Origin of the sequence: Pseudolabrys sp. Root1462, from assembly GCF_001426945.1 — a bacterium.
GTDB lineage: Bacteria > Pseudomonadota > Alphaproteobacteria > Rhizobiales > Xanthobacteraceae > Pseudolabrys.
In genome coordinates, this window is sequence record NZ_LMFS01000001.1 from 2,304,220 (window position 1) to 2,316,357 (window position 12,138).

A 12,138-nucleotide genomic window follows, 5' to 3' on the forward strand; every position below is an offset into this window, starting at 1 on the left:
GGGCGCACGGCATGGGTGTCGAAATCGAGCGTAAGTTTCTGGTCGCGAGCGAGGCGTGGCGCGATGAAGTGGCGAGCCACAGCGACATTCGCCAAGGCTATCTGGCGGTCAATGGCGGCAACACGGTGCGGGTGCGCATCAAGGACGATGCCGCGTTCCTGACGGTGAAGAGCGCAGGCCCGGCAATCCGACGCCAAGAATTCGAGTATCCGATTCCACTCAATGACGCCGAAGCGCTGCTCGCCCTGCGCTGTGGGCGCCTCATCGAAAAGCGCCGCCATGTCGTGCCACACGGCGCCTTGCGCTTCGAAGTCGACGTATTTTCCGGCGACCTCGCCGGGCTGGTGATCGCCGAGATCGAACTGCCGGACGAAACCACGGCTTTTGTCCGGCCCGCCTGGCTTGGCGAGGAAGTGACTGACGATCCGCGCTATGCGAATGCCAGCCTGGCCACCAACGGCGCGCCCTCAAAATAATAAACAACCGGGCGGCGAACGAATCAGTTAGATTTCCCGCTGTCAAGAAACGGGAGTGCGTTCTGCTCAGCTATTAGACATCGGAGGACGACATGCGCCGAACCATAGCAATATGGTGGGCAGTTGCGTCTGTTGTGTTCTCGTTTATTTCTTCAGGCTTTGCCGCTGATCTTTCCCGCCCTGTTTATAAAGCCCCCGCGTATTACGCTCCTGAACCAGTTTTTTCCTGGACAGGATTCTATATTGGCGTCAATGGCGGCTACGGCTGGAGCCGGTTCACGGGCACCGGCACATTCGGCGCCGACTCCGTCACGGCCAAAGGCTGGCTGGCCGGCGCGACAGTTGGCTACAACTATCAGATGGGACGGTTCGTGCTGGGTGTTGAAGGCGACTTCGACTGGGCGAACGTCAAATACGACACGCCCTTGTTTGCCGGCACGCTAACCCTGAAGAACGACTACTTCATCACTGCCGCGGCGAGGCTGGGCTACGCCTTCGATCGCACCTTGCTGTACGGCAAAGTCGGCGCCGCCTGGACCCGCGACAAATATGACGGCAATGACGGAGCCGGCGGCACGGTGACTGCAACCAGCAATCGGACCGGCTGGATGCTTGGCGCCGGCGTCGAGTATGCCATTTGGCAGAATGTCTCGGCCAAGCTCGAGTACGACTATCTGCAGTTCAACGGCGTTACGCCGTCCTTTGCAACCACCGGCGGCCTTGCCGTCATCGGCACCAGCAGCGTCAGCCTCAAGACCCAGATCGTCAAAGCCGGCCTGAACTACCGCTTCAGCGCGTTTTGATCAGCCCGCCTTCGTCGGCAGGCCGGCGGCCTTCCATCCCAGGATGCCGCCGGCCAGATGGGCGTCATACGGATAACCGGCGTCCTGCGCGGCGACCGAGGCGGTGATCGAGCGGCGGCCGGAGCGGCATGCGAAGACGACGCGCTTGCCCTGCGGATCGGGAATGGCGGTCGGATCGAAGGACGACAACGGCACCAGCACAGCGTCTGGATAGCGTTCGACCGCCGTCTCGTTCGGCTCGCGGACATCGACCAGCAGGATCGTGCCGGCGCGCAGGCCCTCCGCCACCTCCTGCGGGGTCAGATTGGTCACCTCATCGGCGCGCGGCATTTCGTCGGCCATAACGCAACTCCTTCAATGCGAGAGCCCTGTTTAGCCGGTCTTGCCGCCACCCGCACGCGCGTTTTTCGGCCCCTTCGGCTCGGCCCGTGGCGCTAGACCGTGACCTGGGTGCCAACCTCGACCACCCGGCCGGTCGGTATCTGGAAGTAGTCGGTGGCGTCGTTTGCCGCGTGCGACAGCGAGATGAACAGCCGGTCCTGCCAGCGTGGCATCCCGGACTGCACCGCCGGCTTGAGCAGGCGCCGCGACAGGAAGAACGACGTCGACATGATGTCGAACTGCCAGCCGAGCTTGCGAGCCACAGCCAGCGCCTTCGGGATATTTGGCTGCTCCATGAAGCCGAAGCGCAGCACCACGCGCGAGAATGTCTCGCCCACCGGCTCCATGCGCACCCGTTCGGCAATGTTGACGCGCGGCGTGTCCGCGGTCTCGACCGTCAGGATGACGTTGTTCTCGTGCAGCACCTTGTAATGTTTGAGGCTGTGCATCAGCGCGGTCGGGGCAAAGGCCGGATCGCCGGTGAGGAACACGGCAGTGCCGCGGACCCTCGTTGGCGGCTTCTTCTCGAGATTGGCAACCAAGGTCTCGAGCGGGATTTCCAGCTTGCGCGTCTTCTGCACCAGTAGCCGGCTGCCGCGGCGCCACGTGTACATCAGGATCATCACCACGGCACCAAGCGCGAGCGGCATCCAGCCGCCTTCGAAGATCTTCAGCAGGTTGGCGGCAAGGAATGTCAGATCGATGAAAAGGAACGGCAGCATGAGGCCGAGCGCGCCAATGAGCGGCCAGCGCCAGACCTTGCGGATGACGACGATTGCCATCAGAGCCGTCACCACCATCGTGCCGGTCACGGCGATGCCATAGGCCGACGCCAGCGCGCTCGACGAGCGGAATAGCGCCACCAGCAGCAGCACGCCCACCAGCAGCAGCAGATTGACGCGCGGCATATAGATCTGCCCCGACATTTCTTCCGAGGTATGGCGAATTTCGAGACGCGGCAGCAGGCCGAGCTGGATTGCCTGGCGCGTCAGCGAATAGGCACCGGTGATCACCGCCTGACTCGCGATTACTGTCGCGATCGTGGCGAGGATCACCATCGGCAGCAGGGCCCATTTCGGATACATCAGAAAGAACGGGTTCTCGATGGCGCTCGGGTCGGCCAGGATGAGAGCGCCCTGCCCCAGGTAGTTGATGGTCAGCGACGGCAGCACCACGACCAGCCAGGCGAAACGGATCGGGCCGCGGCCGAAGTGACCGAGATCGGCGTAGAGCGCCTCGGAGCCTGTCACCACCAGGAACACCGCGCCGAGCGTGAAAAACCCGACGATGCCATGGTGGATCAGAAAGTTGACGCCGTAATACGGATTGAAGGCATACAGCACCGTCAGGTTCTGGCCGATATGGGCGAGGCCGGCGACGGCCAGCGCGGCGAACCAGACAAGCGTCAAAGGGCCGAAGAACGCCGCAACCTTGGCCGTGCCGCGCGACTGCACCGCGAATAGCCCGACCAGAATGATCACGGTCAGCGGCACGACGTAGTGTTCGAACGCGGGCGTGACGATCTTGACGCCTTCGACCGCCGACAGCACCGACAGCGCCGGCGTGATGATGGCGTCGCCATAGAACAAGGCGCCGCTGATGACGCCGAGCAGGATAACGAATCCGCTTGAGCGTCCAAGGGCGCGCGACGCGAGTGCCATCAGCGCTAGCGTGCCGCCCTCGCCGTTGTTGTCGGCGCGCAGCAGGATCACGACGTATTTGGCCGTCACCACCAGGATCAGCGCCCAGATAATTAGCGAAAGAATGCCAAGGATGATCGGCTCGGTCACCGGATTGCCGTGGCCCGCGGCGGCGATCACGGATTCCCGCATCGCGTAAAGCGGGCTGGTGCCGATGTCGCCGTAGACGACGCCGATGCTGCCGAGCGTGAGCGCCCAGAAGCCGCCGTGGCCTGGCGCACCGTCGACGAGCGGGGCCGACCCGCCTGAGGCGGATGTCGTGGGATGTGGCATGAAGTGAACCCTGGGAGCTGTGTTTGCGATTCCGCGGTGGACGGAGAACCTAGCCTGTATCGACGCCGGCTTTCGCGACGCAGTCGACGCCGACTCGGCGGCAATTCAACGCAGGTGAATTATCCTCTAGCGACGGCCGCCGGTTCGATGAGGTACATCCAGAATGCTTCCGCCGCCTAGACCGTTACCTGAGTACCAACCTCCACGACGCGTCCCGTGGGAATTTGGAAGAAGTCCGTGGCATCGCTCGCTGAACGCGCCAATGCGATGAACAGCCGGTCCTGCCACGTCGGCATGCCCGACTGGGCCGACGGCCGCAGCGTTCGCCGGGACAGGAAGAACGACGTCGACATAATATCGAATTGCCAGCCGTGCTTGCGCGCAATCGCCAGCGCCTTCGGCACGTTGGGCGTGTCCATGTAGCCGAACTTCAACGTCACGCGGGCAAAATGCTCGGACAACGGCGTGAACTGCACGCGGTCGGAGTCCGGCACACGCGGCGTATCGCCGGTGACGATGGTGAGGATGACATTGTGCTGGTGCAGCACCTTGTTGTGCTTGAGGTTGTGCAGCAGCGCGGTCGGCGCGAAATCCGGATCGCTGGTCAGGAAGACTGCGGTGCCGGGCACGATATGCGGCGGCTTCTTCTCGAGATTGTGGAGCAGCGTCTCGATCGGGACCTCGGCGCGCCGCGTCTTGTTGAGCAGGATGCCGGTCCCGCGCCGCCACGTCAGGATGACCAGCACCATGGTGATGCCGAACAGCAGCGGCAGCCAGGCGCCCTCGAACAGCTTGAGGAAATTCGCCGAGAAGAAGGTCGCGTCGACGAGCAGCAGCGGCAGGATCAACAATCCCGCCTGCCATAATGGCCACTTCCATAGTTTCCAGATCACGAAGAAGCCGAGCATGACGTCGACGACCATCGTCGTCGCCACGGCGATGCCATAGGCGGAGGCCAGGGCGCTCGAACTACGGAACAGGCCGACCAGCAACAGCACGCCGATCAGCAGCGAGATCGTCACCCGCGGGATATAGATCTGGCCCACATGCGAAGCCGAAGTGTGCAGAATCGCAAGTCGCGGCAGCAGGCCGAGCTGGATGGCCTGGTGCACCAGCGAATAAGCGCCGGTAATCACCGCCTGGCTGGCGATCACGGTGGCCGCCGTCGCCATGACGATCATCGGCACCAGCAGGGCTTGCGGCACCAGCCGATAGAAGGGGTTTTCGATCGCCGCAGGGTCGGCGAGCACCTTGGCGCCCTGCCCGAAATAATTGATGAGCAGCGCCGGCAGCACCAGACATAGCCATGCAATCTGGATCGGCTTCTTGCCGAAATGGCCAAGGTCGGCATAAAGCGCTTCACCGCCGGTGACGACGAGGAACACCGCACCGAGAGTGACCAACCCGATATGGCCGTGGCTCAGCAGGAACGACACCGCATAAGTCGGGTTAAGCGCGAGCAGAACGTGCGGGTCTTCATGGATGTGCAGCGCACCCGCGATCGCGATGGAAACGAACCATACGACCATGACCGGACCGAAGAACGCCGCCACCGTCGCAGTGCCGCGACTTTGAGCGGCGAATAGCCCGATCAGGATCACCACCGTCAGCGGTGCGACATAATCGCTGAACGCCGGGCTCGCGAGCTTGAGGCCCTCTACAGCCGATAACACCGAAATCGCCGGCGTGATCACCGAGTCGCCGAGGAACATCGAAGCGCCGATCACGCCCAGGATCAGAATGAATGGCGTGCGCCGGCCGATCGCGCGGGTCGCCAGCGCCATCAGCGATAGCGTGCCGCCCTCGCCGTTGTTGTCGGCGTTCAGCAGAAGGAGAACATACTTCAACGTAACCGTAATGATCAGCGACCAGACGATCAGCGACAGCACGCCGAGAACGATATCCGAAGTGACGCCGTGCTCGCCGCTGGCCGCCAGCGCCGCCTCGCGGAAGGCGTAGAGGGGGCTGGTGCCGATGTCGCCATAGACGACCCCGACGCTGCCCAGCGCCAGCGCGTAGAAGCTCGGGTGCTTCACCACCTCTTCGCCGCTCGCGCTGTTAATTTCGGCTGATGTCGCCGGATCCGTCACGCCAGATCTCGATCGTTGCTAAGCCCGCGGCCGCGGACAGGAGGCGGGCTTATATCACCGCCCTGTCACAGAGAATACCGACCTTTGCGCGCCGGCTGTTGACGGCGATCAAAGGCAGAACGGCCTGAATGGGAACTTAGGGGGTCAAATCGGCCGGAATCGGCGGGTCTTCCCGGATCAATGTGATGGTGACGCGGCGGTTGGGAGCCAATGACGGGTTATCGGGGAACAGCGGCTCGGTGTCGGCTTTGCCGGCGACCATGAAGAAATGGCCCGGCGGCACGCCTTCGGCCGACAGGATCTGGCGCACCGTATTGGCCCGATCCGCCGACAGTTCCCACGGCCCGTAACCCGGCCGCGCCGGGATCAGGTTGGTCGCTGTGTGTCCGGTAATGGCGATGCGGAACGGCATGGCCTTGAGCGCGGGCGCGATGCGTTGGACCAGCAGGCGCGTTCGCTCGTAAGGCTCCTTGGAGCCATCGGCGAACATCGAGCGGCCGTCCTGATCGGTAATTTCGATATTGAGACCCTGCTTGGTCTCCTCAAGCATGACGTGTTTCGAGACCTCGGTGATCTCGGGCATGCTCTGGAGGGCCTGACGCAGCGACGCCGCCGCCAGCGCGAATTTGCGATCCTCTTTCAGGCGCGCGCCATAGACCCGGTTGAGCCCCTTCTCATCCGGCGCCGGTGTCGCTGAGGCGTCCTTCGGATCGATATTGGCGACGTTCTTGAGCTTCGGCCGAGTCGGCAAACCCATGATTTCGAGCACGCCGGAATAGCGCACCTTGTCCTGGATACCGAAGGCGTCGCGCATCGACCCGGCGACCACCTGAAGCTTGGCCTGATCCTGCGTCGAGAACGCGACCAGCATGACGAAGAACGCGACCAGTAGCGCCATCAGGTCGGCGAAGGTGACGAACCAGCCGTGACCGCCTGCGTGTCCGCCGCGACTTTTCTTGGCCATACCCTAATACTCTACTTGAGAACGCCGCCCCGCCTACGCGGTCGCGGCCGCGGTCTCCGCAACTTCCTCGGAATGGCGGTGCTTTTCCGGCAGGTAAGCGAGCAACATTTCGCGCACCAGCGCCGGGCTCTTGGCTTCGCGCATCATCAGGATGCCGTCGATGATCAGGGTACGGTTGATTTCCTCATCGACCAGCTTGACGTGCAACTTGTCGGCCAGCGGCAGGCACAGCATGTTGGCGAGGGTCGCGCCGTAGAAGGTGGCGAGCAGCGCGCCAGCCATGAACGGGCCGAGCTTCGACGGGTCGGTCATGTTGGCGAACATCTGCACCATGCCGATCAGCGTGCCGATCATGCCGAAGGCCGGCGCGCAGTCGCCGATGGCGCGATAGATCTTCTGACCCTCGTCGAGATGGGTCAGGAAGTTGTCGCGGTCACGCTCGAGGTTGTCGCGGATGAAGCCGGCATCGTAACCGTCAGCGACGAAACGGATGCCCTTGGCGAGGAAAGGATCTTCGGTCTCGGCCTTTTCGAGACCGATCGGCCCTTCCTTGCGCATGATCTCGGCAAGGCCGGCGATCTCGTCCACCAGTTCGCGCTGCGACGTGCGCCGCATCGTAAAGGCGAACTTCGCCCCCATCGGAACGCCATGGACGATCGCGTTGAGTGGGAAGCGGATCAGCGTCGCGGCGGTCGAACCGCCGAAAATCAGGATCGCCGCATGTTCATTGACGAACATGCCGAGGTCGCCGCCCATCAGAATGACGAGACTGATGACGCCGACACCGGCCGCCAAACCCAAACTGGTCGCGATGTCCATGACTTACTCCAACCCCACCAACAGTGTTCGCGCGGCCCGCAAACAGATGACTTCGGAACCCTAGACTGACGCTGTTAAGACCCGGTAAAGGCTAATCGATTGGAAATGCCGGCCGCGCATTCCTTTGGGTACTGGCGAGCCGGGACCGCAAATGCACTGGAATTCCTTGCCAAAAGGCCTTCCAATGCGGCGCTACAGCGAGCGCGGCGTTAGAGAAGTTTTAACCGGGAGGGAGCGAGCCCATGCGTGAGATCGGTCATTTCATTGGCGGCAAGACCGTCAAGGGCAGCTCGGGCCGCACCGGCGATGTCTTCGATCCGAATACCGGCGAGGTGCAGGCCAAGGTCGCGCTGGCGTCAAGGAGCGAGGTCGAGCAGGCCATCGCCAATGCCGAAGCCGCTCAGCCGGCCTGGGCCGCGACCAACCCGCAGCGCCGCGCCCGGGTCATGTTCAAATTCCTCGAACTGATCGCCAAGGAAAATGAGAGCCTCGCCAAGCTCCTGTCGTCCGAGCACGGCAAGACCGTTCCCGACGCCAAGGGCGACATCCAGCGCGGCGTCGAAGTGGTCGAATTCGCCTGCGGCATTCCGCACCTGCTGAAAGGCGAATTCACCGAAGGCGCCGGTCCCGGCATCGACCTTTATTCCATCCGCCAGCCGCTCGGCGTCGTCGCCGGCATCACGCCGTTCAATTTCCCGGCGATGATTCCGCTGTGGAAATGCGCGCCGGCAATCGCCTGCGGCAACGCATTCATCCTGAAGCCGTCGGAGCGCGATCCATCTGTGCCGATGAGGATCGCCGAACTGTTCCTCGAGGCCGGCCTGCCCGAGGGCATCCTCAACGTGATCAATGGCGACAAGGAAGCCGTCGACACGATCCTCACCGACGCGCGCGTCAAGGCGGTCGGCTTCGTCGGCTCCTCCGACATCGCCCAGTACATCTATTCGACCGGTGCCGCGCACGGCAAACGCGTGCAGTGTTTCGGCGGCGCCAAGAACCACATGATCGTGATGCCCGATGCCGACATGGATCAGGCGGTCGATGCGCTGATCGGCGCCGGCTACGGTTCGGCGGGCGAGCGTTGCATGGCGATCTCGGTCGCCGTGCCGGTCGGGCAGAAGACCGCCGATCTTCTGATGGAGAAGCTGATCCCGCGGGTCGAGGCGCTCAAAATCGGCCCCTCCACCGATCCGCAGGCCGATTACGGTCCTGTCGTCACCAAGGCGGCGCTCAACCGGATCCGCGACTACGTCGACACCGGCATCAAGGAAGGCGCCAAACTCGTCGTCGACGGCCGCAGCTTCAAGATGCAGGGCTACGAGAAGGGTTTCTTCATGGGCGGCTGCCTGTTCGATGAGGTCAAGCCGGACATGAAAATCTACAAGGAAGAGATCTTCGGCCCGGTGCTTTCCGTGGTGCGCGCCAAGGATTACGAGGAGGCAGTCGCCCTGCCCTCGAGCCACGAATACGGCAACGGCGTTGCCATCTTCACGCGCGATGGCGATGCGGCGCGGGACTTCGTCAACCGCGTGCAGGTCGGCATGGTCGGCGTCAATTTCGCGATCCCGGTGCCGCTCGCCTATCACACCTTCGGCGGCTGGAAGCGCTCCGGCTTCGGCGACCTCAATCAGCACGGGCCGGACTCGGTCCGTTTCTACACCAAGACCAAGACGGTCACCTCTCGCTGGCCGAGCGGCACAAAGGGCGGTGCCGAATTCAGCATTCCAACGATGAAATAGAGACCGATGGCACGCCGCGCATCGGGCCTTCTCGTCGCATTGTCGATCGTGCTAGCAAGCTGCGGCGGCGGCACGTCGCTGACGTCGGACCAACCGGACCCGCCGGACAGGCCCTCGCCGACCGATGTCATCGACGGACGCTGGATTCTCGCGGCGCCGAACGCGCCGAGCTGCGGGCTCAATTTCACGGCGCCGTCGACCAGCGCCGGCAATGCGACGCCGGACGGCGGCTGCCCAGAACGCTTCTATCTGAGCCGGCGCTGGCGGCTCGCCGATGGCACACTCACTATCGTCGATGCCGATGAAACGCCGCTGGGAACGTTCCGGGTCAACGGCGACCGCTTCGAAGGAAAATCAAGCGCCGGGACACCTCTCACGCTTTCACGCTAATCTGAAAAATCCACCACGGGGGCTTCGCTCATGTCCGACTACAAGCTTTATTGCTTCGCTCAATCCGGCAACGCCTACCGCGGCGCGCTGATGCTCAACCTGATCGGCGCCAAATGGGAGCCGATCTGGGTCGATTTCTTCGCCGGCCTCGTGCAGCGCAAGCCCGAGTACCGCGAAGGCGTCAACGAAATGGGCGAAGTGCCGGTGCTCGTCGATGGCGACAAGAAGCTGACCCAGTCGGCGGTGATCCTCACTTATCTGGCGCGCAAGTCGGGCAAGTTTCTGCCCAAGGGCGAAGACGAAGAGCTCGAGGCGCTGCGCTGGATCGTGTTCGACAACCAGAAGGTCAACGGCTTTCTCGGGCCGTACCGTTTCCTGCGCACGCTCGCCAAGCCGCCCGGCGATCCCGCGGTGCTCGCCTTCCTCAAGGGCCGTATCGACGGCAATCTCGCCATCGTCAACAAGCGGCTGGAAAAGGCGCCGTTCCTGCTCGGCGACCGTCCGACCATCGCCGACATTTCGATGTGTGCTTATCTCTATTATCCGGCCGAGGAGTACGGCTTCGACATCGCCAAGGAGCATCCGGCGATCGGCGCCTGGCTCAAGCGCATCGAAGCGCTGCCCGGCTGGGCGCATCCCTACGACATCATGCCCGGCTATCCGCTGGGTACGCAGGGCTACCGCAACAAGAAGGTCTGAACCTACTTGTGGTGATGTTCGTGACCGTGGCTATGATGGTGGCCATGGTCGTGATCATGCGCGTGATCATGCGCTTGATCGTGACTGTGATCGTGCCCGCAACCGCAGGCATGGTCCTGAGCGTGCCCATGATGCGCATGGTCATGATGCCTATGATCGTGATGGGCATGATCGTGATGCGCTTGTGACGGCGGCACTTCATAGGCGCCGCCTTCCGGTTCGAACGGCGCGTCGATCGTGGCGACCTTGGCGCCGAGCGCTTTCAGCAATTCCTCGGTCGCCGGCGTGCGCAGCGCGCGGATGCGGTTCGGCAGCAGTTGCACGGCGATGTGGCGGTCACCGAGATGCCAGGCGATGCGCGCCAGCGCCGCAACGTCGGCGGCGCGCGCTTCGACCAGCGGCTCCGGCCGGGCGACGATTTCGACAAAGCTGCCGTCATCAAGCGCGACGACGTCATCGTGACGCAGCCGGTCTTTGAAATCGATGTTGATGGCTTTGCCCTTGACGCTATCGACACGCAGCGTTCCGGCGGCACGCTGGGCGTGATCGAGCAGCACGCTGTCGCTTGCCGACAGGCCGCGTGCGTCATGAGCGGCAATGATGCTGGTCGCGCGCGGCATGACGATGCAATCCCGATGTGACTAGTTGAGCCGCGCCGGGCGGTCGTCGGCGGGGCCCGGCTCGCTGCCCGGCGGATGCAGGATGGCGGCGTCGGGCGACCCGGCCACGGCCTGCGCGGCCGCCGCGGCTTCGGCATCCTTGCGCTGATAGTTCCGGTACGACAGCCAGCCGAGCGGCAGGCAGACGAGATAGGTCATGGCGCCGATCGACAACACTTCCCACGGGTAGCTGATCAGCAGCGCCACGAACAACACGACGACCACGAACACCGGCAGCACCATCTCCGGCGGCACCCGCTTGCCGACGCGCTTGCCGGAAAACACCGGCAGGCGCGACACCATCAGCAGGGCGATCACCAGCGTATAGAAGAAGGTGACCCAGATGGTGACAAGGCCGTTCGATACGCCGAGGAAGTAGAGATAGATCGGCAGCAGCACGGTGAGCGCGCCGGCCGGCGCCGGAATGCCGGTGAAGAAGTTGCCCGCCCAGGCCGGCTTGTCCGGATCGTCGATCATGACGTTGAAGCGCGCCAGCCGAAGCCCGGCGCAAATCGCGAACACCAGCGCAACGATCCAGCCCGCCGATTTCAGTTCGTGCAGGCCCCAGAAATACAGGATCAGCGCCGGCGTGACGCCGAAATTGACGAAGTCGGCCAGGCTGTCGAGTTCGGCGCCGAATTTCGAGGTGCCCTTGAGCATCCGCGCGACGCGGCCGTCGATGCCGTCGAGCAGCGCGGCGAACACGATGGCGGCCAGCGCCCATTCGAGCTTGCTTTCGATCGCCAGCCGGATCGCGGTCAGGCCGGCGCACAGCGCCAGCAGCGTGATCAGGTTGGGCACCAGCGTGCGCACCGGGATCGCCTTGAAGCGGCGGCGGGGCGGCGGCGCGGGATCGATCGGTTGGAACACCATGGCCTCTCTATAGCGGTTTGGCGGAGCCTGCGCCACGTTTGGCGCCCAATTGTGACGTGCGGCATCGCGGGACGCGCGCCATCGCCCCTGTTGTTTGAAGGCCCGGGGCGGCCTGCCTTCCCCTTCCACCCTCGAACACGTCGAGGGGATGGAGCGCCGCGAGGCGCTCTTTTGATTTCGCACCTGCGGTGCGCGGCTCTCCTTGACGCGGAGAACCCGCGCCCCGCGGCGCTCCATCGCGGTGTCGTTACGGCGCCGGGCCGCGCTTTCGG

At 63.6% G+C, this 12,138-nt stretch carries 11 protein-coding genes and 1 pseudogene; 5 read left to right on the forward strand and 7 right to left on the reverse strand.

Going from position 1 to position 12,138, the window contains the following annotated elements:
* Window positions 1-11 precede the first annotated feature (11 nt).
* Window positions 12-476 (forward strand): CYTH domain-containing protein, encoded by a 465-nt coding sequence (locus ASD45_RS11335; RefSeq protein WP_056911575.1) that lies wholly within the window; start codon window positions 12-14, stop codon window positions 474-476.
* A 92-nt stretch (window positions 477-568) separates the two neighbouring features.
* Entirely contained in the window at window positions 569-1,279 is a 711-nt protein-coding gene (locus ASD45_RS11340; protein WP_082540788.1) for an outer membrane protein, read from the forward strand.
* Here the strand turns inward: ASD45_RS11340 and ASD45_RS11345 are convergent, their stop codons facing one another.
* The 5 genes and pseudogenes from ASD45_RS11345 to ASD45_RS11365 form a co-directional block, all read right to left on the reverse strand.
* Window positions 1,280-1,621 carry a rhodanese-like domain-containing protein gene (locus ASD45_RS11345; RefSeq protein WP_056911577.1) on the reverse strand — a complete coding sequence of 114 codons (342 nt, stop codon included), beginning with the start codon at window positions 1,619-1,621 and terminating at the stop codon, window positions 1,280-1,282.
* Window positions 1,622-1,713: 92 nt separating this feature from the next.
* Window positions 1,714-3,561 (reverse strand): annotated as a pseudogene (locus ASD45_RS11350) (potassium transporter Kup); the annotation flags it as partial.
* 248 nt (window positions 3,562-3,809) lie between these two features.
* Window positions 3,810-5,696 (reverse strand): potassium transporter Kup, encoded by a 1,887-nt coding sequence (locus tag ASD45_RS11355; protein ID WP_056912729.1) that lies wholly within the window; start codon window positions 5,694-5,696, stop codon window positions 3,810-3,812.
* Between the two features lie 163 nt (window positions 5,697-5,859).
* Window positions 5,860-6,687 (reverse strand): flagellar motor protein MotB, encoded by an 828-nt coding sequence (locus ASD45_RS11360; RefSeq protein ID WP_056911579.1) that lies wholly within the window; start codon window positions 6,685-6,687, stop codon window positions 5,860-5,862.
* A 33-nt stretch (window positions 6,688-6,720) separates the two neighbouring features.
* Entirely contained in the window at window positions 6,721-7,506 is a 786-nt protein-coding gene (locus ASD45_RS11365) for a MotA/TolQ/ExbB proton channel family protein (RefSeq protein ID WP_056911580.1), read from the reverse strand.
* A gap of 242 nt (window positions 7,507-7,748) precedes the next feature.
* Here ASD45_RS11365 and ASD45_RS11370 point away from each other — a divergent pair, with 242 nt between their 5' ends.
* From ASD45_RS11370 to ASD45_RS11380, 3 genes are read left to right on the forward strand one after another with little or no spacing between them, the layout of a single operon-like run.
* On the forward strand, window positions 7,749-9,245 hold the full coding sequence (locus ASD45_RS11370; protein WP_056911581.1) for a CoA-acylating methylmalonate-semialdehyde dehydrogenase: 1,497 nt from the start codon (window positions 7,749-7,751) through the stop codon (window positions 9,243-9,245).
* A gap of 6 nt (window positions 9,246-9,251) precedes the next feature.
* A complete protein-coding gene (locus ASD45_RS11375; RefSeq protein ID WP_056911582.1) occupies window positions 9,252-9,635 on the forward strand; it encodes an AprI/Inh family metalloprotease inhibitor in 384 nt (127 codons plus the stop codon).
* 30 nt (window positions 9,636-9,665) lie between these two features.
* A complete protein-coding gene (locus ASD45_RS11380) occupies window positions 9,666-10,334 on the forward strand; it encodes a glutathione S-transferase family protein (protein WP_056911583.1) in 669 nt (222 codons plus the stop codon).
* A gap of 2 nt (window positions 10,335-10,336) precedes the next feature.
* Here the strand turns inward: ASD45_RS11380 and ASD45_RS11385 are convergent, their stop codons facing one another.
* On the reverse strand, window positions 10,337-10,954 hold the full coding sequence (locus tag ASD45_RS11385; protein WP_056911584.1) for a hypothetical protein: 618 nt from the start codon (window positions 10,952-10,954) through the stop codon (window positions 10,337-10,339).
* 21 nt (window positions 10,955-10,975) lie between these two features.
* On the reverse strand, window positions 10,976-11,866 hold the full coding sequence (gene pssA, locus ASD45_RS11390) for a CDP-diacylglycerol--serine O-phosphatidyltransferase (RefSeq protein ID WP_056911585.1): 891 nt from the start codon (window positions 11,864-11,866) through the stop codon (window positions 10,976-10,978).
* Between the last annotated feature and the right edge of the window lie 272 nt (window positions 11,867-12,138).